The organism is Pseudoalteromonas sp. MT33b (genome assembly GCF_014117385.1).
Taxonomy (GTDB): Bacteria; Pseudomonadota; Gammaproteobacteria; order Enterobacterales; family Alteromonadaceae; genus Pseudoalteromonas; species Pseudoalteromonas lipolytica.
Window position 1 is genome coordinate 129,683 of sequence record NZ_CP059832.1, and the last position, 25,264, is coordinate 154,946.

At 39.7% G+C, this 25,264-nt stretch carries 20 protein-coding genes; 13 read left to right on the forward strand and 7 right to left on the reverse strand.

Features of this window, described 5'->3' with window-relative positions; genetic code table 11:
• Nucleotides 1-130 precede the first annotated feature (130 nt).
• Entirely contained in the window at nucleotides 131-340 is a 210-nt protein-coding gene (locus H3302_RS16695) for a PGPGW domain-containing protein (RefSeq protein ID WP_036972636.1), read from the forward strand.
• Nucleotides 341-439: 99 nt separating this feature from the next.
• Here H3302_RS16695 and ppsA read toward each other — a convergent pair whose 3' ends face one another.
• Nucleotides 440-2,815, reverse strand: coding sequence for a phosphoenolpyruvate synthase (gene ppsA, locus H3302_RS16700; RefSeq protein WP_036972634.1), 2,376 nt, complete (start codon nucleotides 2,813-2,815; stop codon nucleotides 440-442).
• Between the two features lie 153 nt (nucleotides 2,816-2,968).
• Here ppsA and H3302_RS16705 point away from each other — a divergent pair, with 153 nt between their 5' ends.
• The gene (locus H3302_RS16705; RefSeq protein ID WP_036972633.1) at nucleotides 2,969-3,778 is read left to right on the forward strand and encodes a pyruvate, water dikinase regulatory protein; all 810 of its coding nucleotides are present in this window, start codon (nucleotides 2,969-2,971) and stop codon (nucleotides 3,776-3,778) included.
• Between the two features lie 81 nt (nucleotides 3,779-3,859).
• Here the strand turns inward: H3302_RS16705 and H3302_RS16710 are convergent, their stop codons facing one another.
• Nucleotides 3,860-5,209 carry a class II 3-deoxy-7-phosphoheptulonate synthase gene (locus H3302_RS16710; RefSeq protein ID WP_036972631.1) on the reverse strand — a complete coding sequence of 450 codons (1,350 nt, stop codon included), beginning with the start codon at nucleotides 5,207-5,209 and terminating at the stop codon, nucleotides 3,860-3,862.
• Nucleotides 5,210-5,642: 433 nt separating this feature from the next.
• Between H3302_RS16710 and H3302_RS16715 the strand changes: the two genes are divergently transcribed.
• On the forward strand, nucleotides 5,643-6,518 hold the full coding sequence (locus H3302_RS16715) for a DNA replication terminus site-binding protein (protein WP_182396636.1): 876 nt from the start codon (nucleotides 5,643-5,645) through the stop codon (nucleotides 6,516-6,518).
• Nucleotides 6,519-6,584: 66 nt separating this feature from the next.
• Here H3302_RS16715 and H3302_RS16720 read toward each other — a convergent pair whose 3' ends face one another.
• Nucleotides 6,585-7,799, reverse strand: a complete 1,215-nt coding sequence (locus H3302_RS16720; protein ID WP_036972628.1) for a hypothetical protein — start codon at nucleotides 7,797-7,799, stop codon at nucleotides 6,585-6,587.
• Nucleotides 7,800-8,569: 770 nt separating this feature from the next.
• On the opposite strand from H3302_RS16720, the gene H3302_RS16725 reads away from it, so the two are divergent.
• From H3302_RS16725 to rmuC, 4 genes are all read left to right on the forward strand, one after another.
• Nucleotides 8,570-9,808, forward strand: coding sequence for an AAA family ATPase (locus H3302_RS16725; protein WP_036972627.1), 1,239 nt, complete (start codon nucleotides 8,570-8,572; stop codon nucleotides 9,806-9,808).
• Nucleotides 9,809-9,822: 14 nt separating this feature from the next.
• Complete coding sequence (locus H3302_RS16730) at nucleotides 9,823-10,785, forward strand: transcriptional regulator (protein WP_036972625.1); 963 nt, start codon at nucleotides 9,823-9,825, stop codon at nucleotides 10,783-10,785.
• A 416-nt stretch (nucleotides 10,786-11,201) separates the two neighbouring features.
• On the forward strand, nucleotides 11,202-14,342 hold the full coding sequence (locus H3302_RS16735) for a DEAD/DEAH box helicase (RefSeq protein WP_182396637.1): 3,141 nt from the start codon (nucleotides 11,202-11,204) through the stop codon (nucleotides 14,340-14,342).
• A gap of 227 nt (nucleotides 14,343-14,569) precedes the next feature.
• A complete protein-coding gene (rmuC, locus tag H3302_RS16740) occupies nucleotides 14,570-16,036 on the forward strand; it encodes a DNA recombination protein RmuC (RefSeq protein WP_182396639.1) in 1,467 nt (488 codons plus the stop codon).
• 59 nt (nucleotides 16,037-16,095) lie between these two features.
• Here rmuC and H3302_RS16745 read toward each other — a convergent pair whose 3' ends face one another.
• Complete coding sequence (locus H3302_RS16745; RefSeq protein WP_036972620.1) at nucleotides 16,096-16,800, reverse strand: hypothetical protein; 705 nt, start codon at nucleotides 16,798-16,800, stop codon at nucleotides 16,096-16,098.
• Between the two features lie 125 nt (nucleotides 16,801-16,925).
• On the opposite strand from H3302_RS16745, the gene H3302_RS16750 reads away from it, so the two are divergent.
• Nucleotides 16,926-17,495 (forward strand): DJ-1/PfpI family protein, encoded by a 570-nt coding sequence (locus H3302_RS16750; RefSeq protein WP_182396640.1) that lies wholly within the window; start codon nucleotides 16,926-16,928, stop codon nucleotides 17,493-17,495.
• Here H3302_RS16750 and H3302_RS16755 read toward each other — a convergent pair.
• Entirely contained in the window at nucleotides 17,490-18,374 is an 885-nt protein-coding gene (locus H3302_RS16755) for a LysR family transcriptional regulator (RefSeq protein WP_081759768.1), read from the reverse strand. The genes H3302_RS16750 and H3302_RS16755 overlap by 6 nt on opposite strands.
• Nucleotides 18,375-18,468: 94 nt before the next feature.
• Between H3302_RS16755 and H3302_RS16760 the strand changes: the two genes are divergently transcribed.
• The 4 genes from H3302_RS16760 (at nucleotide 18,469) to H3302_RS16775 (ending at nucleotide 22,928) form a co-directional block, all read left to right on the forward strand.
• A complete protein-coding gene (locus tag H3302_RS16760; RefSeq protein WP_075593361.1) occupies nucleotides 18,469-18,957 on the forward strand; it encodes a DUF2938 domain-containing protein in 489 nt (162 codons plus the stop codon).
• Nucleotides 18,958-18,966: 9 nt separating this feature from the next.
• The gene (gene tmpT, locus H3302_RS16765) at nucleotides 18,967-19,599 is read left to right on the forward strand and encodes a thiopurine S-methyltransferase (RefSeq protein WP_182396641.1); all 633 of its coding nucleotides are present in this window, start codon (nucleotides 18,967-18,969) and stop codon (nucleotides 19,597-19,599) included.
• A 112-nt stretch (nucleotides 19,600-19,711) separates the two neighbouring features.
• Nucleotides 19,712-20,512, forward strand: coding sequence for a class III extradiol ring-cleavage dioxygenase (locus tag H3302_RS16770; RefSeq protein ID WP_182396642.1), 801 nt, complete (start codon nucleotides 19,712-19,714; stop codon nucleotides 20,510-20,512).
• 88 nt (nucleotides 20,513-20,600) lie between these two features.
• Nucleotides 20,601-22,928: a S9 family peptidase gene (locus tag H3302_RS16775; protein ID WP_074988406.1), complete on the forward strand. Its 2,328-nt coding sequence runs from the start codon at nucleotides 20,601-20,603 to the stop codon at nucleotides 22,926-22,928.
• Nucleotides 22,929-23,017: 89 nt separating this feature from the next.
• Here H3302_RS16775 and H3302_RS16780 read toward each other — a convergent pair whose 3' ends face one another.
• Entirely contained in the window at nucleotides 23,018-23,866 is an 849-nt protein-coding gene (locus H3302_RS16780) for a LysR family transcriptional regulator (protein WP_182396643.1), read from the reverse strand.
• Between the two features lie 118 nt (nucleotides 23,867-23,984).
• On the opposite strand from H3302_RS16780, the gene H3302_RS16785 reads away from it, so the two are divergent.
• A complete protein-coding gene (locus H3302_RS16785; RefSeq protein WP_182396645.1) occupies nucleotides 23,985-24,647 on the forward strand; it encodes an FMN-dependent NADH-azoreductase in 663 nt (220 codons plus the stop codon).
• 70 nt (nucleotides 24,648-24,717) lie between these two features.
• Here H3302_RS16785 and H3302_RS16790 read toward each other — a convergent pair whose 3' ends face one another.
• Complete coding sequence (locus H3302_RS16790) at nucleotides 24,718-25,176, reverse strand: GyrI-like domain-containing protein (RefSeq protein WP_182396646.1); 459 nt, start codon at nucleotides 25,174-25,176, stop codon at nucleotides 24,718-24,720.
• Between the last annotated feature and the right edge of the window lie 88 nt (nucleotides 25,177-25,264).

A 25,264-nucleotide genomic window follows, 5' to 3' on the forward strand; every position in this document is an offset into this window, starting at 1 on the left:
GCATTTCGTAAATTATATCATGCTAATAGCTAAGTTAAATTGAAGATTTTACAGTTTGTAACACTCTTTTAATCGATTTAAGTCTCAATACTTTTATACTGTTTATTAAAGCATCAAATGAGTAAGGGATATGAAAAAGATTTTATTAGTAAGCTTAGGTATTTTAAGTATGCTACTTGGGTTGATATTTGTCATTGTGCCCGGCCCATCATTACTATTTTTTATAGTGGGATTACTGTGCTTTTCGTTTTATTACCCACTGGCACGTCGCTATTTGGTTTATTGTCAAAAAGCACTCACTAAATCATGTGCTTATTTAGATAAAAAACTAGCGAGATAATTGCCAATCTACGATAACACTTAAGTGCATCGTGATACTTTCTAATTGAGTAAACAAAAATGCCAGCATAATCGCTGGCATTTTTTTAATAAATAATAGTTAGTCTGCTAGCTTTTTAGCTAAGTATAACCAAGTTTCTAATACTGTATCTGGATTAAGAGATACAGAATCAATGCCCTGTTCAACTAGCCATGCTGCAAAGTCTTCATGATCTGATGGACCTTGACCACAAATACCTACGTATTTGCCTTTTGCTTTTGCAGTTTGGATTGCCATTGAAAGCAGCTTTTTAATCGCAGGATTACGCTCATCAAAAAGATGTGCAATTAAACCTGAGTCACGGTCAAGACCAAGTGTTAGCTGAGTCAAATCGTTTGAGCCAATAGAGAAACCATCGAAGTATTCTAAGAACTCATCAGCTAATAGCGCATTTGATGGTAATTCACACATCATGATCACTTTAAGACCATTTTCGCCACGTTTTAAGCCATGTTCTTCAAGAAGTTCGATAACACGCTTACCTTCTTCAAGGGTTCGTACGAATGGAATCATGATTTCGATGTTCGTCATACCCATTTCGTTGCGAACGCGTTTAATTGCTTCACACTCTAGCGCGAAACAATCACGGAAATCTTCAGAAATGTAGCGAGCAGCACCGCGGAAACCAATCATTGGGTTTTCTTCTTCCGGCTCATATTGCTGGCCCCCAACTAGGTTTGCGTATTCGTTTGATTTGAAATCAGACATACGAACAATGACACGCTCTGGTGCAAACGCACACCCTAATGTCGCAATACCTTCAACAAGCTTAGAAATGTAGAACTCAACCGGTGACTCATAGCCAGCCATCATGTCTGAAATTTCTGCTTTTAACTCATCTGATTGCGCATCAAAGTTTAATAGTGCTTTAGGGTGAACACCGATCATACGGTTGATAACGAACTCAACACGTGCAAGGCCAACACCTGCATGAGGTAAACGGGCAAAATCGAAAGCACGGTCTGGGTTACCAACGTTCATCATAATTTTCATTGGTAGTTCTGGCATTTCATCAACGCGCGAAGTAAGTACTTCGTAATCTAGAATGCCTTCGTAGATATAACCTGTATCACCTTCAGCACACGAAACGGTTACATCTTGGCCTGCTTTAATTAAATCAGTTGCGTTGCCACAACCCACAACAGCAGGTATACCTAGTTCACGAGCAATAATAGCTGCGTGACATGTACGGCCACCACGATTGGTAACAATCGCCGCTGCACGTTTCATGATTGGTTCCCAATCTGGGTCGGTCATATCGGTAACAAGGATATCGCCTTGCTGTACTTTGTCCATCTCGTCAATAGAGTTAAGAACTCGTACCGTACCAGCACCAATTTTGTGACCAATAGCACGCCCTTCGACAACAACATTGCTCGAGCCATTTAATTGGAAACGTTCCATTACGTTGGCATCTTCATTTGAGCGAACGGTTTCTGGACGTGCTTGAACAATGTAAAGCTTACCGTCGTTGCCATCTTTAGCCCATTCGATGTCCATTGGACGACCGTAATGTTTTTCGATGATCACAGCTTGCTTAGCCAGTTCTTGAACTTCGGCATCTGTGATTGAGAATTTGTTTGATAATGCAGTATCTACATCTACGATTTCAACTTGCTTACCATGTGATTCATCACTTGAGTAAATCATTTGGATTGCTTTTGAACCGATGTTACGACGAACTACTGCAGGCTTGCCGCTCGCAAGCGTTGGTTTATGTACATAAAATTCATCTGGGTTTACTGCACCCTGTACAACCATTTCACCAAGACCGTAGCTTGATGTGACAAACACAACGTCTTCGAAACCAGATTCAGTATCGATACTGAACATAACACCTGACGATGCTTTGTCTGAACGTACCATGCGTTGAATACCAGCCGATAAAGCAACACCACGGTGATCATAGCCTTGGTGAACTCGGTAAGAGATAGCGCGGTCATTGAATAGTGAGGCAAACACGTGTTTGATTGCAGTCATAACTGAATCAATACCACGTACGTTTAAAAACGTTTCTTGTTGTCCTGCGAATGAAGCGTCTGGCATGTCTTCTGCTGTAGCAGATGAGCGAACTGCAAATGATACATCTTGAGATGCGTCGCCATGTAATTGGCTATATGCGTCGCGGATGGCTTGGTCTAGGTTAGGTTGGAATGGTGTGTCGATAATCCATTGGCGGATTTCGGCACCGACTTTAGCGAGTGTATTTACATCATCCACATCCAATGTGTCTAAAATATCGTGGATTTTTGAGTTTAGCCCTGATTGCTCAAGGAACTCGTTAAATGCATCGGCAGTTGTAGCGAAACCACCTGGCACTTGTACACCAGCGTTAGCTAGGTTTGAGATCATTTCACCCAGTGAGGCATTTTTACCGCCAACACGTGGAACATCTTGCATACCAAGCTCTTGATACCAGAGAACGTATTCTTGCACGGATCTTTCTCCATAAAACAAATTGTAGTACTAACTGTGAGAGTTAAGAAAGAAAACCTTCTAAAAAGGTCGCCATCATTCTACACTGGCAACAGACCTCACGTAAACCGTGAAGCCCCTATTTTGCAGATAAAGGTAATAAAAAGGTTAATTATGAGAACTGCATTCTATATTTCTGACGGAACAGCTATCACCTCTGAAGTGTTTGGCCATGCTACATTGTCGATGTTCCCTGTCGATTTTAATCACAAAACAATTCCATTCGTTGAGACAGAAAAAAAAGCAAACGAAGTTAAAAATTTAATCAACTCAACAGCTCAGCGCGACGGTGAACAGCCTTTGGTATTTTTCACTTTTGTGAATCATGAGCTAAGTGAAATTATTAAATCTTCGTGTGCGGTGTGTTACGATTTTTTATCTCAGTACAGTGACCAAATAGCAAAAGAGCTAAAAGTTGCGCCTGTGCCTAAAGTTCACCGTACACACTCTATGCATGAAAAAAGCTACGATTTTAGAATTGATGCCGTTAACTACGCGCTAACAAACGATGATGGCGCTAATATAAAAAACTATGCTGAAGCTGATATCATTTTGGTGGGCGTAAGTCGCAGTGGTAAAACCCCTACTAGCCTCTATTTAGCATTACAATATGGAATAAAAGCGGCAAACTATCCATTGACCGAAGATGATCTAGAGCGTGGCAGCCTACCTGAATGTTTGAAGTCGTATAAACATAAACTATTTGGTTTAACAATCGACCCTGTCAGACTTGCTGATATACGACAGCGACGCATGGCGAACTCAAAATATGCATCATTAAAACAATGTCGAATCGAAGTCCGCGAAGTTGAAATGCTTTATAAAAAGCAAAAAATTCAATATTTGAATTCGACACATCACTCTGTTGAAGAAATATCAGCCAAAATTATATCTGACACAGGACTTGAGCGTCGTAAGTACTAACCAACTTATCTTCATAATTAGTATCGGACATAAAAAAGGCTGCACTATGCAGCCTTTTAATACTTAATAAGTAAAGCGTGATTACTTGCGCGCATCCTTTAATAAGTCTGCAACAAGGAAGCCTAACTCTAATACCTGATCTGCATTTAAACGTGGGTCACACTGCGTGCGGTAACGTTGAGCTAAATCTTCATCTGACAGCCCATATGCCCCACCTGTACATTCAGTTACATGTTGGCCGGTCATCTCAAGGTGAACACCACCAGGGTATGAGCCTTCGGCTTTATGGACTGCAAAGAACTGGCTAATTTCACGAAGTATATTATTAAAGCTTCGTGTTTTATATCCTGAGCTCGCTTTTTCAGTATTACCGTGCATCGGGTCTGAGCTCCAGATAACCTTGCGTCCTTCTTGCTGTACTTTACGAACAAGCGCTGGCAGTTTTTCTGGTAGAATGTCTGCACCCATGCGTGTGATTAATGTTAAGCGACCAGGGATATTATCTGGGTTAATTGCATCTATTAACTTAATCAACTCGTCAGGGTCCATGCCAGGACCTACTTTTACACCGATTGGGTTCTTAATACCTTTAAAGAACTCGATATGAGCATGATCTAATTGACGAGTTCGTTCACCAATCCACACAAAGTGCGCAGAACAGTCATACCAATCACCTGATAAATGGTCTCGACGTGTTAGTGCTTCTTCGTAGCCAAGTAATAGCGCCTCGTGCGATGTAAATAAATCTGTTTCTTTTAAACTTGGTGCAACCGTAGAGTCAATACCACACACTTCCATAAACTCAAGCGCATCTTGAATGCGATCTGCAAGTTGTTGGTACTTCTCTTTTAATGGATTTGCAGCAACAAAGCCCATATTCCAACGATTTACCTGATGCAAATCAGCAAGGCCACCTTGTGCAAATGCTCGTAATAAGTTTAACGTAGCCGCACTGTGGTGATAAGCAGTCATTAAACGTTGTGGATCGGGTATTCGTGCTTGTTCGGTGAATTCAAAATTATTTACAATATCACCACGATATGAAGGTAATGAAACCCCATCAATGGTTTCGTAATCTGACGAACGTGGCTTTGCGTATTGACCTGCCATGCGTGCAATCTTAACAACAGGGCATTTACCGCCATAGGTTAAGACAACAGCCATCTGTAATAGAGTTTTAAATGTATCGCGAATATTGGCGGCATTAAAATCACTGAATGATTCAGCACAATCACCACCTTGAAGTAAAAAGGCACGTCCTTCACATACATCTTCTAATTGTTTAAATAAGCTACGCGTTTCTTCGGCAAACACTAAAGGCGGTGCGCTTTTTAATTGCCCTTCAACTTGTTTAAGGGCTTCTTTATCTGGGTACTCTGGCTGCTGAAGTATCGGCAGGTTTCTCCAGCTATCTGGGTTCCACGATTGCATGTTCTTTCCTCATTCCTAACATAGACCGTTAATGAAAACTAACTTAATGCACAGGGTAAGTTCAAGGACTATATTCACCTATTTTCAATTATTTAGTTATTTGATAAACCAAAGCATTGATTGACTGGACATCAACTATATCATAGCCAATTAAAACAAAAGCTTAAGTTAGATTTGCATAATATGATTGAGCAATAAAATAAAGAACACATCTTACCTTTAACAAGGCACAGTGTAACCTCAGCTTTACACTGCATTTAGATAAAAATAAACAGCAGATTGAAATATTAAAAAAGCATGCTATGGATATAATAAAGAACACATCATACTTGATTTAAAATAAATGTAAGGTCAGCAATTAAGAAGTATTAGTCCTTTTAATATCAAAGATGCTGAGGTAATATTAACTCATGTTAGAGTAAGATGTGTTCTTATGACTTCTAAATTAGAAATTCGTAGTCAATTTGATTTAGTCAGCGAATTAACCCAATTATTTTGCGATGATCTAAAACAAGTTGGTTTTAAAAAAGCGTTTTATTATCAATTACCAGAAACGGATATTAACGATGAGAAAAAAATACCCTCACTGATTCCTGTCAAAAAGTTCGAAGGTGATGAAGCGCACAAATTAATTATTAACTCGTATTTAGACCTTTATAAAAAACCAGGGATTAGTAGTCGAGTTTTAAAACGTCATCCTGGGTTATTGGTACTTCATGATGTTGATAAAAATCAACTTACAGCCCGCATTCAACAATTGAACAAAGCAAAAGCTGACTTTAAAAACTGTATACTCGCTATCGATAATAATGATGCTCGATTTGAAGCAGTGCATAACGCTGTACCAAATTTAATTACGCTTGCAGCATATCGTAAAATTCATTTTGAAACTGAATCACCCTACTCGGTCAGGTTCACATGGATGCACAAACATGCAACTAAAACTTTATCCAAAAAAATGGCATTGGCCATGCTTGATAAATCGGCGAGTTACTCTAACCCTAGAATGATAGATCAACATACTTGGCAATCTCTTGTTGCACAAGAACAAAGCCGTGTTGCGAGTTTAAATGATAAAGATAAATTAAGAATTCGCAGACCTACCCGTGTTAGTCCACAAGTTAATGTGCGATACACTGCTCAAAAACGATATCATGTGAGTGCCGCATTACCATTCATTCTTATAAATCCAGAACCGGATGTAAAACTTGGAGCACTAAATGATTATCAAAAACCTGAGAGTCATCCACGTAAAAAAGAATATGACTTTTTAGTAGATCGACTTTATTTGGAACAAGTAACAGATTGATTATGTTAAAAAGGCCACTTTAGTGGCCTTTAACATGTAACAGTATTGGAGATAAGAAATATAAATTTAATCTTCGACTATTTCTTCTATTTTATCTTCATCAATTAACACAGCATTCTCAACGATACGTTTACCGCCTTGAATTTCAATTCGTTTATTGTGTTTATTGAGCGCTAAAATTTCATCACAAAATTGATCAGACGGATGCATTTCGTAAGTGTAATCAATAATATTACCCGTTTTATCATCTTTCACATTTGTGATGTTGTATTCTGATATCGCGCCTTTTTCTATTAAATCTTTCATCGTTGTGGTCATATCACGACGTAACGCTTTTAATTTATTCTCAGTAATTTCATCTGTCGAATAAATTGAGCCGTACTTTTCCATGATTGATAACAATCTAAAATGATATGTCTTACCTGGCGCAGCATAACGCCAAAGATGATACAAACGTAACATCATCCAGCGAGATAAACCGCGTTTCAGTTCTTGAGCACTATTAAAATAATAGCCTTTGTACTCAAGGTTATCGATCATGTTATGAACAAACGCATTTAAACATGCCACACATTTTACATTACCGCCTTGTCCTTTTTTACCGCTAAAGTGAAGCGACGATAAAAAGTTCATGTTCGACTCGTAAAATGAATCATCAATATCAGAGTTCCGCGTGTCAGTTGCAGAATATTTAAATGACAACTTAGAACCTTGAAGAGCTTCAAGCGATTCTTTAATCTGCGGATACGGCATTGATTGACCAACCGCTTTTAATTCTTGTGCCAACTCATTCATTGAAAAAACAACCGCGTATTGAATACCCGATTTAAAATTAATTTTTACAATTTTACCTTTAGAGGCCAAACGTATTAATGCACGTTCAACTTTTTCTTCACGATCGGATGGCCATACTAAATATTCAATGTCTTCACCATCTTTTCGTGTGCTGACAACTGCAGGGGTAATTTTAATTTCGCCATCATAGAGAATCCCATCAACTTTTTCTGAAATTCTTCTTGTAACAATTGTCTTTTTTGGTGCTTCTTCAACCGGAAGCTTTTTATGACCTGAACGAACAAAACGTCCCCACAAATCATAATGATTAAAGGTATTTGAGTAAGCTCTCAAACCATGTGCTGCATTTTCAATTGAAACGCGCACATCTTTGTTGTCTGTAAACAGTGCAAGACTTTCATTATCGATTGCACTTTCCACCCCATGGATTTGCCCGCGTAATGTATCGGGGAGGTTATCCACTGAGATGTTGACCTTTCGGCTCATTGTTCTTATTTCCAATTTTTCTTCGACAGTTAATAACAACACATAAAACTTAAAAAGTTAAATGTTTAAGTTAGTATAAACTTGATCCGATCTGAAATATTTTATTGAGATCAGTTTTATACTAACTAGATTAATTCTAGAACTTTTCAGATCAGATTTTTACTAAGTTATAATGTATGGGTCAAAATTTTACTAACTCAGTGAATATTATGTCATGTTAAAATTCATTTTCAGGTCAAAAAACACGACACATAAACCCATTTTTACAAAAGCATGTGGATAAATGCTTACTGAGTTAGCATAGATCTGATCTGTACCAACTATAGATCAGATCTATACTAACAAAATGCACTATTCTGATTTTGCTTCAGTGCATAACTCTCTAATTTAGTTATTAAAATCATGATCTACAGCAGTAAAAATGTGCATAAACTAGTGACTAACCTGTGTATAACTAAGCAGCTGATTTTTTAGTTAGTATTAAGCTGATCTGCGAGTTATAAGAGATCTGATCTTAACCAAGTAAAAACATGATCTGCTTTTTTTAATAATATTCTGGTTAATCAGTAACATAGATTGCTATTTTAGCACGTTAACCTTATATACCTATATCTTTAACCAATTCTAATCTTACTTATTTATACTTAGCTTCATTTAGATTACAAATTTTTCTTAAATGTCTTATTAATAAAAGGCATGTCGTACAAAATAGTTGTTTACAGCAATTTGAATGGACATTATACTTAAAGCATAACTTTGAGGAAGAAAGTATGTCTATTAATAATAATGCGCTAGCCACTTACCGGTTACTAAAAGCAACAGCTGAAGTTGCTGAAAAATCGCTAGAAGGACGTATCCAACATTATCGTGCTCATCTTAAATCGGAAGAAAAAGAACTTCGCACCTATACTCAAAAAGCCGCAGCAGATCTTTTAGGCTGTAATAACAGAACGTTAAAGCGACGTCATGATAATGGTGACTTTGATGAATTAAACATCAAACGAGGTGCAAATGGACATTATGCCTATACGCTAGTTAATATTTTCGCTATGGCAGATATCATGGATATCAAGCCAGATCACCGTACAACAGATGACAAGCTACAAGTTATTGTCATTAACTCTTTGAAAGGTGGCTGTGGTAAAACAACCAGCATGGTTAATATTGCAGCGGCCCTCGCTACAACCAATATTAAACGGTATCGAATTGGTATTATTGACTTAGATCCACAAGGCTCATCATCGAGTTTCTTCCCGCCAAGTGAACCAGATCCAATTACTGTGGGTGACTTAATGCGTGATTGCATTGAGCTTGAAGAAAATGAAACGTGGGACGAACTTGTTACTAATTCATTTTTACCGACTCACATTCCCAATATTCGTATTTTACCTTCTGGTATGGATGATTTTTATTTTGAACATGAAACAGCCACACTGTTAAAAGATAGTTCAAGTTACGATAAAACACGTCACTATCATAAATTATTAGAAAAAGTGATTGAGCCTGTAAAAGATCAATTTGATATTATTTTAATCGATACAGCTCCATCACTTAACTTTATGTTTTATAACGCTTTAATGGCTTCAACATCGATGCTTATTCCTGTTCATCCTGAAGCTGTTGATTTTGATGCAAACAATAAATACTTAAAACGTTTAGGCGAGATCTATCACACGGTTGCTGCTTTAGGGCATCAAGGATGGGATTTTATGCAGTTTCTCGTTACAAATTACGTGAAAGGCAATCATTCACAACGCGATATTGTTAAAGACGTGCGCAGTGCCTTTGGACGTCAAGTTATGAGTTACCCAATAAACCATAGCTCCGCTATCACGGCGAGTTCATCGTCTTTTAATACCATATTTGACCAAAAAACGTCTGACAGTCTCGCAAGTAGAGAATCATTACTACGTGCTCAAGAGAATATTAAAGATGTGGTTGATGAGCTTGAAATGTTGATTCGTTCTAACTGGCAATCAACCCAATCAAAATTGAATACAGCTAAGTAAGGTAAATGATTAAGATGGCTAAAAAACGTAAAAATGATACCAGCTTAGATCCTTTTTCAACGTCAATTGAAAGCAGCAGTCTAGATGCTTTACTTGAACAAGCCAATGCTGGCGATGTTATTAGCATGCCCGCGCCAAGTGATCCTACGCGCCAAATTACCCTGGTATGTAAAGTCATTCCAAGTTCTGAAATCGAATCTAAAACTAAAGTGTATGGCAAGAACCGTCGAGTTCAGTCGTTACTGAATGAAAAATCGGTGGCTGATATTTTACCGGCTATCGCTGAAGACGGACGAAACCAACACCCTGCCCTTTGCTGGGATAAAGGCACTGAAATGCTTGTTTTAGCCGGCTCACGTCGTCGCAAAGCCTGTATTTTAAGTGGTTCGGACTATTTAGTGCTAAGTTCAGAAGATTTCACAGAACAAGATGCAAAAATACTTGCGGTCTCTTCTGATCAATACATTGCCCCCAGTCTGTGGGAGCTTGGACAAGCTTATCAGCAAACCCGTGATGAATTAATTGCAGAAGGCAAAAAGGGCTCGTACCGTGAGATTGCAGCAATTGAAGGGGTATCACATACAGCAATAGCGGATGCCATTAAAGCCTATGAAAATTTACCCGCTTCTGTACTGAGCCTCTACCCAACAGCGAATCATGTTGGCCGAGAAGTGGCTAAAAAGCTTATTGCGGCGAAAGAGCGTGACGAACAGGCATTCACTCGCCTTGTAAGTGAAATCAGCACTGACAGCGAAATAAACGCCATAAGCAGTGATGATAAGCGTGCGCTAGCCATTACTAAGTACTTAACAGTCGAACCCGCTACGCCAAGCCGTCGTGAATCACTCATAGAAAGTGAATTTGTGACCGTACAGCGAAACATTAAAAGCGGTGATTTATCGGTAAAAATCGATAATAAAGTGATGACTGACAAGCGTTTAGAGCAGCTTACTAAGTTATTAAATAGCTTTAATTAGTTAGTAAAATAGCGATCTGTCACGCTTTTATTGTTAGTAAAAGCGTGATCTCTTACCCTATTTTGTTAGTAAAATACTGATCTAAATATCTTAAAATTTGCTCAATTCGCATCCATAGATCAGATTTTTACTAACTATCTGCCCCTTTACAGGCTATTTAAGCCTTTTCACTGTTTCCTTAGTAAAAAAGTGATCTGTAAAGGCCCTGCCTTGTTATTAAGTTGTTTATATCTTGTGCGTTTGTTGTTCGTTAAATAGTCGAGCCCTCTTCTTTGGCTGTATTTTTTTAGACAAAAACATAATTTTACCAACTAATCAGCTCCAACCAGTCCGAAATAAAGGAATAGTGCTTTAGCTGGGCGCTGATAGATCATATACTGGCAGAATTATTTTTTGTTTTTACTGTTAAAAGCGTTATGTCTGCTAACTTATCCAAAAATGACTTATTAGCTATCTTTGAAGAAATCAAACAAGAGCAAGAAACACAGTTTCCGCTGTCAGAGCGATTCATCAAGCAGCTATTTAAGCCGCATGTGCTAAGTAAAGCAAAAGAGTACCATCAGAACGGCCAAATCAATTGGCTTGAGCATAGTAGTGACTTTAGTGTGATTGATGCTTCTATGTTTGGTAACGAAGGGAATACTTTTACCCAGCATATCGAGATCAGTAAATTACCAACCGGATTTTCAGTTGATTCACATTGTACGTGTGGTTCAAAAACAAAGTGCCGTCATATTGCTGCGGTTTTGCTTAAATTAAAAATTGAGCATTCAGGCGATTATGGTGAGGACTATATTATTAATGATTGGTTTAGTGAGCTAAAGACGCTAAAGCAATCAACAACCGACACAGCAAAACATGTATTATTATTTGTTTTAGATGTTGAAAAATCGGCTGTTACCCTTACCCCTAAAATTGCTAATTATGATCCTGAGCATAACTACACATTGGGCCGTAATTTAACAGAACAACAATTAAATAGCTTTGTTACACCGACTGATTTACTCGAAACTGACTTTAGATTATATAGTTGGATCCGCTCTCAAAACGCGCTCGGTAAGCTTGAGTTGAAAGGCTCATGGGGCTTTGCGGCATTACAACAACTTATAGCGACACAACGATTATTTTTAGGCCGTTCTCGCCAGGCTATTAAAGCAGATACCATGCAAGCCTTAGAATTTAGCTGGCAGCAAAATAGTGATTTAACCTCATTATCTTTGTCACTAGCAGGGCAAGATAATTGGTTGTTACTCAAAACGACACCCCCGACTTACCTAGATCCAGACACACTTAAAATTGGCCGTATCCGAACTCCTTTGACTGCAGATGAAATTGCGTTATTGGCTAACATGCCTGCGATACACAACGAAAACTTTGATCGTGTATACCAACAACTCAATGACAATTTTGGTGAGGGTGTTATTCCGCATGCATTTAAGCAAAGTAAAAAGAATCAATCACGTTCTGTATTTCCCGTTATAAGCATACGCAACGATGAGGGAAACATTGGTCTATCGCTTCAATTTAACTATCAAAATTCACTTTACGAACTAAGCCAAGCCCCCGAGGGGATTATTAATCAATCGCTTGAGAATACCGTTGTTAATGAGCTAACGAACTTAGGGTTTGAATTTTGTAAAGGGGCTTTACAAACCGAGTTTGTATTTAATAAACAATCAGTTATACATGCACACTGGTTGAAATTCGAAATTATCCCTACCCTGCTTAAACGCGGCTGGAAAATTAATGATGAACTTGATGTTAGTAAAGCATTAAAGCAAATATCGCTTCAAGTTGAGCGAGGAAAAGGTCATCAAATAGTTAGTAAAATCGTGATCTCTGGTGTAAAAACGCAGCAACTTTTTACAGCGGATAACAATTTTCAGTCTCTCAATCGTCAAAGTGAACGTTATTATTATTTCAGCGTAGGTAAACGTTTTGCTGTTGTTGATAAGTTAGCGATTACTCAGCTTAATGAATACCGCGAACGTTTTGAGCATATAAAAACGCGTGATGAAATACTCATGCCATTGTCATTTTTACCCCAGTTAATCGCCCAAAAAGCAATTAAAGTCAGTATTGTTGATGATGCCCTTGATGCATATTTAACTGAATTAACGAACACCCGTCCGGTGGTTAAAAAGTCCGATATTCAGGGATTGAATGACGGTGTACAACTTCGAGAGTATCAGCAACATGGTGTTGATTGGCTTAACTTTTTAAAACGTCATCAGTTGGGGGGTATTTTGGCTGATGACATGGGATTGGGTAAAACCTTACAAGTTATTGCCTTTTTAGCGAATGCCAAACAACGGCCTCAAGCTGGCCCTACTTTAATTGTTTGCCCGACCAGCTTGGTAGGAAATTGGCAAAATGAAATTAATAAGTTTGCGTGTAACCTTAAAATCACCACCGTATTTGGTTCGTTACGAAACGAGCAACTCCAGCAGTTATCGCAGGCCGATTGCATTTTAACAACGTACCCTTTGTTAAAACGTGATATTGCATATTACTCGCCACTGTATTTTGAAAACATCATTCTGGATGAAGCCCAGTACATTAAAAATGATGCTGCGCAGGTATCGCGTTTGGTTAAGCGCCTTAATGCCGATTTTAAATTGTGCTTAAGTGGCACGCCTATCGAAAATAACCTGTTTGAGCTTAAGTCGTTGCTCGACTTTGCAATGCCCTCACTCCTGGGCTCGCAAGCGCACTTTAAAACATATTTTCAAACACCTATTGAGCGCGATAACGATGTTAAACGAGCCGATGAACTTAAATCGCTGATCATGCCTTTTATTTTACGCCGAACAAAAGCGCAGGTAACGCAAGAACTTCCCGAGAAAACAGAGCTGGTTAAAGAGTTTGAGTTCGAAGCGAAACAAAAAGAAATTTACACCGGTATAACGCAATCGCTAGAGCAAAAGCTGGTTGACTTGTTTGCCCAACAAGGTGTGCAAAAGAGTAAGCTTGCGTTTTTGGACGCGTTACTAAAATTAAGACAAATTTGTTGTCATCCCAAACTTATTGATCCAACAACTCAGGCGGGTAGTGCAAAGCTTGAATGGCTCTCTAAGCATTTACCCGTTATGTTAAGTGAAGGTCGTAAAGTCATTATATTTAGCCAGTTTACGACCGCTTTAGATGTGATTGCAGAACGTTTAAGTGAGTTGGGAATTACCTTTAGTATGTTGACCGGTCAAACTCGACATCGCAGTCGTGTTATTGAAGAGTTTACCGAAGGTGAATCGTCAGTCTTTTTAATAAGCCTAAAAGCCGGCGGCACCGGGTTAAATTTAACCCAAGCAGATACCGTGATTCACTTTGACCCATGGTGGAACCCTGCAGTTGAAAAACAGGCAACTGATCGGGCATATCGAATAGGTCAAACCAACCCTGTGTTTGTGTATAAATTGATTATGGCCAACTCTGTTGAACAAAAAGTATTTAAAATGCAGCAGCATAAACAAGCGTTAGTTGATGCATTATTTACTGATAAATCAATGAGTTTTACTCAGTTTGATGAAGAGCAGATGTTGGCGCTGATAAAAAATTAAATTTTTTTAAACTTTTTTTGAACTAATCAAATTTAGTGGCGTCTATTAATATGCTTGTTGTTAAATTGCAGTTTACATGAGCATTATGTTGATTTCCCATTTGGTTACTAAATTTAGTAATGTTAGAGCCAGCTCACCTTGAGCTGGCTTTTTTTATGCCTACTCCCCTACTCTGCTGTCATGTAATTCGTTATGATGAAGTGTCTTTAAGTTATTGAGTTTTCATTATGATTACAGAGCTATTAGGCCACATTGATTGGCTTCAGATTGCAAGCGGTTGTGCACTAGGAGTATTGGCTGCAGGTTCTGTGCTTTCGTTGCAAAAGAGTCGCTTAAAAAGCCAGTTAGTCGCACTGGAAAATAGCCATCAGTTACAGCAGAATCAATTAGAGCAGAAGCTACAACAGTTACAAGAAAGTCAGTTAACACTGTCGCAGTTACAGCAAGATTACGCAGAGCAACGTGATGAATCTCAACACTTTAAAACCCGCTTTGTCGAGCAAGAAAAGCAAGCGCAGCAATTTAATCAATTTTGGCGACGAGTTGAAGCTGAACTCGCTGACACCAAAGCAATGCTAAATCAACGCGATGTCGTTTTAAGTACTTTACGCAGCACCTTAGAACAAAAAGAACTGCACTTTAAAGAACAACTTAATCATATAAAAGACAGTAAAGAACAGCTCAAAAAAGAGTTTGAAAACCTAGCAAATCAAATTCTTGAAGAAAAATCACAACGATTTAAAACGCTCAACCAAGAAAGTATTGAACAGTTATTAAAGCCCGTTCAAGGTGAGTTAAAAGGCTTCCGCGATAAAATGGAGCTAATTCATGTTGAAGACTTAAAACAACGTGCCGCATTAAAAACTGAGCTTTTACATTTACAGGCAAAAAGCCAGGCCATAACAGAACAAGCTGACAGGCTCAGTACCGCTTTGCAGGGGCAAAAGAAAACACAAGGTAACTGGGGCGAGTTAATGCTCGAAAACGTCTTAGACAGCGCGGGGCTTCGCGCAGGAATCGATTATGAGCGAGAAGTGTCATTTAATACTGAAGACGGGCGTCTGCGCCCCGACGTTGTGGTTTATTTACCTCAAGAACGACATTTAGTGATCGACGCTAAAACCTCGCTCAATGCATATACACGCTACGTTAATGCCGACAATGACCTTGAAGCACAACAAGCACTTAAAGAGCATGTGACTGCGGTGCAATCGCGTATCAATGAATTGGCCAGTAAGGCATACGACAGACTCCCAGGAATTAACTCCCCCGAGGTGGTCGTTATGTTTGTCCCCATTGAGTCTGCATTTGTTGAAGCGCTTAAATATCAGAGTGATATATATCAGCAAGCGATCGAAAAGAATATTTTGGTGGCGACACCAACGACCCTGCTAACCAGTTTAAATATTGTGAAGCAACTGTGGCGATTTGAAGAGCAAACAAAATACTCAAAAGAATTGGCCGCCCGTGCTGAGCGCTTTTACAACAAACTTAATGGCTTTTTAACCAGTATGGAAGGCGTTGGTAAACAGCTCGACCGAGCCAAAGAAAGCTACGATAAGGCCTTTTCACAACTTTATCGCGGAAAAGGAAACTTAATTAAGCAAGCGTCGGAGTTTAAAGAGTTGGGTGTATCTGTGCAAAAAGAGCTCCCGAGTGACAGTGTCGAGAGAGCGCAGTTAGAGCTCGATTAATCCCGTAAATATCCCGCACGTATGCGTTTGTGAAAGCCAACAGCATGTTGGCTTTTTAGTTAGTTGATTAGCTCTGCCGAGACGATTCTGTTCAGCATTAAAAAATGGCTAAGCACAGCCTCTTCAAGCTCAAAGATCTGCACTACTTTTTCACCCTTGGCAGATAGCCCAGTTTGCTCCCCCTCAAACTGTATATGCAAACCGAGGCGTTTTAATGTGTTTACATCATAACTGTATATCGGGGCATCACGTTTTTCGGTTATGCCAGGCATCATCCCAATAATGGTTATCGCCTGTTCTACATTAATCGTTTCAAAAAATTGTTTTTCTGCTTCTTGCCACTTTGCAATGTAATTTGTTATTTGCGTATTTTTTTCCATTGGCACATATAACGGTTGCAAAGCTCCTCCATGCCAGCCAATGATCCCCTGCTCTTCAACGCGAACATCTGGGCTTGCCGTTATCACATAGTTTGCACATGATGAGGCGCACAATTCGCGTACAATCACTTTTAATTGATACTCGTGAACTAAGCCGCCTAAATGGAGACCAGCCATAACATCGCCGCCCTCACTGTTGATCACTAGGGTATCGATTTTGTTTTTGCTATTCACAAGCACGCTTTCGAACATTTCAACATTTTGTCTTGATGTCTCGCCTTGATACAAAACGGTACCTGGCGATATTTCACTGATTTCAGTGACTGTTTGCTCTGTTGATTTACACCCAACAAGCAGGCCACACAGTAATAATAATAAACGCATTAACAATGCCTTAAAGATTTATTTGTATACAGTATTAATTTAATAATATGTTATTAACGCTCTGCAAAAATGGCATAGTACGATTTTTTACTTGAGAAATAAATCCACATATTAGGAACAATTGTATGAATATTGGGATCTACATTTATGATGATGCTGAAGTGCTTGATTTTTCGGGTCCGTTTGAAGTGTTCAGCACCGCAAAGCGTTTAGCTAACAATGATTGGCAAGTAAGTTTAATAGCACAGACTAACGGCCCTGTGAATGCGCGTGGCGGATTCAGTGTAAACCCCCATTACAGCTTTGCTGATTGCCCAGAACTTGATGTGTTTATAGTGGTTGGTGGCGACCATACGCATGAGCTTGAAAAAAGCACAGTGATTGAGTGGTTAACCCACACCGCATCAACAACAAAACGGGTTGCGAGTGTCTGCACAGGCGCATTTTTGTTAGCTAAAACAGGGCTGTTATGCAAAAAAAATGTCACAACTCATTGGCAGGATCAAAGTGATCTCGCTGCTATGTTTAAAGACTTGACAGTGATTGCCAATAAACGTTGGGTAACCGATGGAAAATTTACCACGTCTGGTGGTATTTCTGCAGGCATTGATATGAGCTTAGCGTTAGTGGCAGAGCTGATAAATAAAGAGCACGCTTTATTAACAGCAAAACAAATGGAATACGCATGGCTATAGTGTTTCAGAAATAAACTGTGTTACGAACTGTTTTAGACAAACCGCTTTTTTACTAAGTAATCGCCCGCTTGGCCAAATTGCATATATCTCTCTGTTTTCACCACGCCATAAAGGGAGCACTTGCTTGAGCTGTCCACTTTTAAGCTCATCAATAATCTCAAAGCGTGGTAACAACGCTACACCTTGGCCATCACAGACTAAGTATTTCACAAACCCGGTGTCGTTAAATGTGCTAGCAAACCGGCACATGTAAGTCTGTGTTTCGCCTGTTTTTAGGTTGTTTAGTTGCCATTTATTTCTGAGCGTCGTGCCTATAATCCGGTGTTGCCTTAAATCTGCTGGGGTACTGAGTGAGGGAGCGTCACTTAAATAGCGCTCTGTCGAGACAAATAATGTATCGACACTGCCTAGTTTCTTTTGTTGGTAGTGTGAATCAGTTTGCGGACCAATACGAATAGCGATATCAGCTTGGTTTTTACTGAGATCGTCACGTTGGTTGTTTAGCAGTAACTCAAGTTGAATTTCTGGGTAGTGTTTCGTGAAGGCAAGCCACATAGGTTTTAAAAATCCATGGCTAATATTCAGGGGTGCGAGTACTTTTAGCTTGCCCGTTAATTTCGCTTTTTGATCGTTTAATTGATGGTGAGTTTGCTCAAATTGCTCCACTAACTCTACGTAGCTTTGAAAGTACACTTCGCCAACGTGAGTTAATGTGCATTGCCTTGCAGTACGATTTAATAGTTTTTCACCAACGCGCTGTTCAAGCCGTTGTAATCGCCTTGAAACTGTTGCTGCTGGTACAGATAGGTAATCGGCTGCTGCTGTAACTCCGCCTTGTTTAACGATATGTATGAACAGTGCAATGTCATCAATCATCATTTCATTTATGCAATCATAGTTTGTTTATATTGTTGTTTTTAGCATTTTTGTAATTGTTTATCATGTTTTTTATGATTCACTACTTGGTATAAATATGACCTTCCTTCAATTTATTCAGGCGATAGTTATTGGCCTTGTTGCCACGCTTTCAATTGATATATGGAGTTATTTTTTTAAAAAGTGCTTTAACCAGACTACATTAAACTTTTGCTTTGTTGGGCGTTGGGCCCTTACTATGGCATCGGGGCAATTTAAACATGTCGATATTGCTGCCAGTGAAGCTAAAGAACGCGAATGTGTTGTTGGTTGGATTTTGCATTACATCATCGGCGCCCTATTTTCTCTGTTTTTTGTGTTATTGATTGGTAAGGAATGGATGACTTCACCGCTATTTTTACCTGCCTGTTTATTCGGATTGTTCAGCACGGTCATGCCATTTTTTGTTATGCAACCTGCTTTAGGATTAGGAGTTATGGCTGTTAATACAGCTAAGCCAAACCAAGCACGTTTGAAAACTCTCACCACCCATTTACTATTTGGTGTAGGGTTATATTTATCAGCTCAATTTGTGTTGTTTATTTAGGAGTTATTGATGGACGCAAAACATTGGCATAATCGTTGGGAAAATAATGAAATAGGATTTCATGAAGGGGATGTTAATCGTTACCTGGATCAGTATTTTACCAACTTGAGTTTGCAACCTGGCGATACCGTATTTGTGCCTCTATGTGGCAAAACGCACGATATTCATTTTTTGTTAGCCAGCGGCATGAAAGTTGTGGGCGCTGAGTTAAGTGAAATTGCAATTAAGCAGCTTTTTCAAGAATTAAACCTCACACCAGAGATTACTAACCATGGCACACTAACGTGTTATCAGAGCGCTAATTTAACTGTGTGGGTGGGAGATATATTTACATTGACTCCTGAACAACTTGGTACGGTAAACGCTGTGTATGATAGAGCGGCATTAGTGGCATTGCCATTATCAATGCGAGTACGTTACACGCAACACATTTTACAGTTAGCCAATAAAGCGCAGCAATTGGTTGTGGTGTTTGAGTATCAACAGAGTGAGTTTTCAGGTCCTCCATTTAACGTTACTGCCAACGAGCTTCATCAGCATTACGACGCGTTTTATCAATTAACCTTACTTTGTCGAGAGCCATTAGAAGGGGGGCTTAAAGGGAAAATACCCGCAATGAATGCTGCATGGTTGTTAAGTTAGTACTTACAAACTGCTGGTGTGTAAAATCACACCTAAGCTGTGCATTTATGTGGCTGGTTATTGCACCTCTGTGTGTGCACTATACATAACAACGTAAGTAAGGAGCCCGTTTATGCAAAAGCCACGCGTCTTTTTTGTTTCTCATGGTGGCGGCCCAATGCCGCTATTAGGCGATGCCAGTCATGTTGATATGGTTACCTGTTTGCAATCTGTTGCAGAAAAAATTAAAAAGCCATCAGCTATTTTGATGATCAGTGCCCATTGGGAAGCCAACCCAATAAATATTACCTCTTCCGCTGCGCCTGAGCTTATATATGATTATTATGGATTTTCGGATTCTGCATATTCTATAGAATACCCATGTCCCGGTGAGCCAGCGCTTGCTGAGCAAGTTCATCAAGCACTCACAACTGCATATATTGACAGTGAGTTGAATCCAACTCGTGGCTTCGACCATGGCATGTATGTCCCTTTGAAGATAATGTACCCAGACGCAGATATACCTTGCGTGCAGTTGTCGTTGCACCCTAGCCTATTACCAAACGTGCATCTAGCAATAGGCGAAGCGCTGCAAAACCTGCATTACGACAACCTATTGATTATAGGCTCAGGGTTTACTTTCCATAATATGCGCGCTTTTTTTACACCGGAAACAGCCGAAATCAAAATGCAAAATCTCGCTTTTGAGCAGTGGCTTGTTGATGTGTGCGGTAATACATCGCTTACAGAACAACAGCGTCACGCTAAGTTATTAGAATGGCAAATGGCGCCAGCAGCACGCTTTAATCATCCTCGTGAGGAGCATTTGTTACCACTGCATGTGTGTTACGGAGCCGCTAGTCGACCATGTAGTGATATATATGAACTGCGTATTGCTAATAAACATGCCAGTATGTTTTTGTGGGATGATTAAGTTCAACCCCCTTGTTTATACGATAAAAACTCAGATTTTATTAACTTATTTTGCTACGCTAGGTTAGTTAAAACCAAGGGATAACAAAATGAACTTAATAAAAACATCAGCCCTCGCGTTTGCCGTTGTTGCAGGTTTGGGACTACAAGCATGCTCAAGTACTGAGCAAGCCAATACAACCACAACAGTGAGCGCAAACTCTAATCCTCTTTCACTTGAGCAAATATACAAAGACAAAGACTTTAAAGCACAACGTAGCACCTATTTCACATGGCTCGACGACGGCACGGGTTACACAGTGCTTGAAGAGCGTGAAAGCGATAAAAACAAACAAGACGATAAAGCCAAAGACGATGAACATGGTGTAAAAGGCAACGACATTGTTTTTTATAATGCAGATGGTACAAATCGAAAAGTGCTTGTTAGCTACGAAAAACTGATCCCAGAAGGCGAAAAAGAGCCGTTAACCGTTGAAAGTTATCAGTGGTCAAAAGATGGCAAGTGGCTTATGGTGTTTACCAATGGTGAGCAAGTTTGGCGTTCACGTAGCCGTGGTGACTTTTGGCTTTTAAACCTAGAGACAGACTCGCTGTATCAATTAGGTGGTGAAAACGTTGAAGCTAAAAAATTAATGTTCGCAAAGTTCTCACCAGATAGCTCTAAAGTGGCCTATGTGCGTGATAACAATATTTACATGGAAAAAGTAGGCAGCAAAGCGGTTACTGCATTAACTACCGATGGCAATGACACCCTCGTTAACGGTAACTTTGACTGGGTATACGAAGAAGAGTTTACTATTCGAGATGGATTCCGTTGGAGCCCTGACAATAAATCTATCGCCTATTGGCAGCTTGATACCAGTGGTGTGAAATATTTCACTATGATCAATAACACCGACGAGCTTTATCCGACACTCAAAGAGTTTCCGTATCCAAAAGCGGGCGAAATGAACTCTGCCGTAAAAGTCGGTGTGGTAAGCTTAAGTGATAAAAAAACGCGTTGGGCAGAACTGGGTGGCGATAACCGTGACCGTTATATCCCACGTATTAGCTGGGCTGGCACGGGAGAATCATTAATGATCCAAGATCTTAATCGCCCGCAAAGCCACAACAAAGTGTGGTTATTTGATTGGAAAAAGCAACAGCTAACTAAAATTCTTGAAGACAAAGACGATGCATTCATCGAGTGGTTCTATAAAGCTAACTGGTCAAAAGATGGCACGTTCTTTATTTGGCACAGTGAGCGAGATGGATGGCGTCATCTTTATCGTGTTTCTCGTGATGGCAAAAGTATCATTGATTTAACGCCGGGCGAATACGACATTATTGATATGTTGGCGTTAAACGAAGATAAAAATGTGATGTATTTCACAGCTTCACCTGATGATCCGGGCCAGCGTTATTTATTTCGTACATCGCTTGATGGAAGCACAAAACCGATGCGTGTAACGCCAGAGTCATTTGATGGCTCTAATAGCTACTACATGTCGAAAGACACATCATGGGCAATGCATACCTACTCTAAGTTTGGCACACCCCCCATGAAAGAAATCATCAAAGTAAGTGATCACAGCAATGTGAAAACCTTAGTTGAGAATAAAGCGCTAAAAGAAAAGCTTACAACTGAACAATTACCAACACACGAGTTCTTTACAGTAAATGCCCGTGATGGTGTTGAGCTTGATGGTTACATTATGTTCCCTGCTAATATGGATAACAGCAAAAAGTACCCTATCGTATTTTATGTATACGGTGAGCCATGGGGTTCTACAGTTCAAGACCGCTGGGAAGGCAACAGTTACTTGTATAAGTCGTATTTAACACAACAAGGCTTTATTGTTGCCTCGGTTGATAATCGCGGTACTCGCGCACCGAAAGGCCGAGATTGGCGTAAATCAATCTACAAAAAAATTGGCTCAATCACCGTGCGTGACCAAGTGGATGCACTTGATGCAATGGCAAAGCGCTGGGATGTAATTGATACTGACCGTGTTGGCGTATGGGGTCACTCAGGAGGCGGCAGCTCAACACTTAACTTGTTATTCCGCCATGGCGACAAGTACAAAGTGGGCATTGCTTCAGCCCCAGTCCCTGATATTCGCTTGTACGACACCATCTATCAAGAGCGTTATGCTGGTAATCCAAATACGGATCCTGAAAGTTACGACAATACCTCGCCAATTACTTTTGCCAAAGACTTGCAAGGTAAATTGTTGCTGATCCACGGCACTGGCGATGACAACGTGCATTACCAAGGTTCAGAACGTTTAATTAACGAATTAGTTAAGCACAATAAACAGTTCGAGTTCTTCTCATACCCGAACCGCTCTCACAGCCTGCGTGAAGGTGAAGGCACGACCCTGCATTATCACACGATGATGGCTAACTTCTTTGAAAAGCATTTACTCAAGCCGTAATTCAGCTTTTAGTAAAAGCCGCAGCTTAATAACTTAAACTGCGGCTTTTTTATGCAAACTGTAAACCCCCGTTACAGATTACTAAATGTTTAATTTAATAATCGTTCTAACCACTCAATTACGGTTTTATGTGTGTTTGTCTCAAAGCGAGACTTATCGGGTATGTAATAACAAAGCTGTGATTCTACAGCATGGCTCTTAAAGTGTGTGAGTAACCCTGCATCAACATAGGGTTTGACCAACGTGTTTGAGCAAAATACAGCGCCATTATTTGCCAATGCTTGTTGAATACCAAATAACTCCTGATCAAACGACTTAATCTCGAACTGCGATGAGCTTTGGTTGTTTTTAGTCAGCCACTCAGTGAGAGGGGGCGCAGCTAATGCGTTGTTTTTCCATTGACTAGTGTACAAAGTAATGTGCCCATTTAGCCAAGGCGCGCGCTGGTGCGTGCTTGCAGCAAAGACATTAAAAGCTTCATATTTTATGATATCAGCTTCGTTGATTTCTTCTTTATTCCCAAGTCTAACGGGTAAAGTATGCAATTGTTTATCCAGCGCTTCACTGGTTGATATATCGAGCGTTAATTGTGGATACTGCGTGTTTAGCGTATGTAAAGCGGGTATTAGCCTCATTGCGGCAAGCGATGAGGTGGTTGTTATCCGAATGTGGTTATTTGTTTGGCTTAGCGTGTCTATCGCATCAAAAATTAGTTTAAACCCTTTTGAAGCGCTTAGGCTCAAGTATTCACCCGTTTCAGTTAAGGTGATTTTTCTTACTTCACGATGAAATAAATCGGTGTTTAAACGACTTTCGAGGTTACTTATATGATGTGAAACTGCGGTAGGCGTAATCGCAAGTTCTGCTGCTGCAGCTTTAAAACTGCCCAAGCGCGCAGCCGACTCAAAGGCTTTTAAGGATTGTAATGATACTTGCATAAAAAACTCTCGCAGATTTATAGCTGAGTATAACTTACTTATAGTGAATTTTAACTCGTTTGTTAAAACGCCTCAATTTATTGATGATACCCATACATTAACTAATGAGGTTTTACTTATGACTACCCTTCTACATATTGATGCTAGCGTACGTGCGGCAAAAAATGATAATTCAAGCCATGATTCAATTTCAAAGAATATTGCTAAACATTTTATAAGCTGCTTACAAAATACTAATGCAATAGCTGAGTATATCTATCGTGATGTAGGGGTTCACCCGCCTTCTTTTATTACTCAAGCGTGGATAGGTGCCGTGTTCACACCGGCTAATAAGCAAACCATAGAACAACAAGCGCTGCTTGCTGAGTCAGATGAACTTATTAATGAAGTCGCTAAGGCCGACACTATCGTGATCTCAACTCCTATGTATAACTACGGTATGCCCGCGCAACTAAAAGCATGGTTTGATCAAATAGTTCGTATTAACAAAACTTTTGATTTTGACTTAGGACGTGGTGATTTTCCTTTAAAACCGCTGCTAAATGGTAAACGCTTAGTGATCATTACCTCTACAGGCGAGTTTGGCTTCGAGCAAGGTGGGATACGCGAGCATATGAGCCATTTAGTGCCTCATCTACGCACATTGAGTCTGTATTTAGGCGTTGAGAAAATCGACGAAATTGCCAGTGAATACCAAGAGTTTAATGATGAAAGGCATCAGCGTTCACTCACTAACGCCTATGCAAAAGCTGAACAAATAGCACTGAGTTTTTATAAATAGCCAGCGCCGCATTAAGCGGCGTATTTAGTCAATTTGTAATGGGGGTTTACACGCGTTGTTTAGTGCATTGCTATTCAACAGAAATAAACACCTCAACCTCATCGCTACTTTTATAAAACTCGTAGTCAGTTTTATAAGCGCGAATGTGTGGGCACTGCTCATTACTAAAGTATTGCCAAACTTGACCCCATACATCAATCACAGCGTGTGGCATACTTCCTTGACCACTAAAGCGAAGATAATGCCCTGCAGCCAGATCAACGGACTCTGTTTCTACCGTGTTTATCGGGGTATTAGTACAGGCATATACATCAAAGTCGCCGGTGACATCTGATTCGTAATGTGTATACACACCGTAAACCTGGCTTGTTGAGGTCAGTTCTGGTGCTATTTCGCTATAAAAACGTTGCCATAAATGCCCTATTTGAGCGCCCTCGCCACTCATTTCATTCGCGTTACACGTGCGCACTTTAAAACCTGAAAGTGATTTTATTTCGCTAACGTTTATTGAGGTAATGTGCTGTTCCATCGCTTGAATCCTTTTTTAATTGCTCCCGATAAAATACCAGACGATGATCTAATTAGCCTCTTTTTTTATAAAGGTTATTTAAAAAGGT

What these genes read in the sequence shown, in the direction of transcription:
- H3302_RS16695 (WP_036972636.1), top strand. Translation starts at nt 131, where the DNA reads ATGAAAAAGATTTTATTAGTAAGCTTAGGTATTTTAAGTATGCTACTT.
- H3302_RS16760 (WP_075593361.1), top strand. Translation starts at nt 18,469, where the DNA reads ATGACCTTCCTTCAATTTATTCAGGCGATAGTTATTGGCCTTGTTGCC.
- H3302_RS16705 (WP_036972633.1), top strand. Translation starts at nt 2,969, where the DNA reads ATGAGAACTGCATTCTATATTTCTGACGGAACAGCTATCACCTCTGAA.
- H3302_RS16785 (WP_182396645.1), top strand. Translation starts at nt 23,985, where the DNA reads ATGACTACCCTTCTACATATTGATGCTAGCGTACGTGCGGCAAAAAAT.
- rmuC (WP_182396639.1), top strand. Translation starts at nt 14,570, where the DNA reads ATGATTACAGAGCTATTAGGCCACATTGATTGGCTTCAGATTGCAAGC.
- H3302_RS16730 (WP_036972625.1), top strand. Translation starts at nt 9,823, where the DNA reads ATGGCTAAAAAACGTAAAAATGATACCAGCTTAGATCCTTTTTCAACG.
- H3302_RS16735 (WP_182396637.1), top strand. Translation starts at nt 11,202, where the DNA reads ATGTCTGCTAACTTATCCAAAAATGACTTATTAGCTATCTTTGAAGAA.
- H3302_RS16710 (WP_036972631.1), bottom strand. Translation starts at nt 5,209, where the DNA reads ATGCAATCGTGGAACCCAGATAGCTGGAGAAACCTGCCGATACTTCAG.
- H3302_RS16745 (WP_036972620.1), bottom strand. Translation starts at nt 16,800, where the DNA reads ATGCGTTTATTATTATTACTGTGTGGCCTGCTTGTTGGGTGTAAATCA.
- H3302_RS16715 (WP_182396636.1), top strand. Translation starts at nt 5,643, where the DNA reads ATGACTTCTAAATTAGAAATTCGTAGTCAATTTGATTTAGTCAGCGAA.
- H3302_RS16755 (WP_081759768.1), bottom strand. Translation starts at nt 18,374, where the DNA reads ATGATGATTGATGACATTGCACTGTTCATACATATCGTTAAACAAGGC.
- H3302_RS16775 (WP_074988406.1), top strand. Translation starts at nt 20,601, where the DNA reads ATGAACTTAATAAAAACATCAGCCCTCGCGTTTGCCGTTGTTGCAGGT.
- H3302_RS16770 (WP_182396642.1), top strand. Translation starts at nt 19,712, where the DNA reads ATGCAAAAGCCACGCGTCTTTTTTGTTTCTCATGGTGGCGGCCCAATG.
- H3302_RS16780 (WP_182396643.1), bottom strand. Translation starts at nt 23,866, where the DNA reads ATGCAAGTATCATTACAATCCTTAAAAGCCTTTGAGTCGGCTGCGCGC.
- H3302_RS16725 (WP_036972627.1), top strand. Translation starts at nt 8,570, where the DNA reads ATGTCTATTAATAATAATGCGCTAGCCACTTACCGGTTACTAAAAGCA.
- tmpT (WP_182396641.1), top strand. Translation starts at nt 18,967, where the DNA reads ATGGACGCAAAACATTGGCATAATCGTTGGGAAAATAATGAAATAGGA.
- H3302_RS16720 (WP_036972628.1), bottom strand. Translation starts at nt 7,799, where the DNA reads ATGAGCCGAAAGGTCAACATCTCAGTGGATAACCTCCCCGATACATTA.
- H3302_RS16750 (WP_182396640.1), top strand. Translation starts at nt 16,926, where the DNA reads ATGAATATTGGGATCTACATTTATGATGATGCTGAAGTGCTTGATTTT.
- H3302_RS16790 (WP_182396646.1), bottom strand. Translation starts at nt 25,176, where the DNA reads ATGGAACAGCACATTACCTCAATAAACGTTAGCGAAATAAAATCACTT.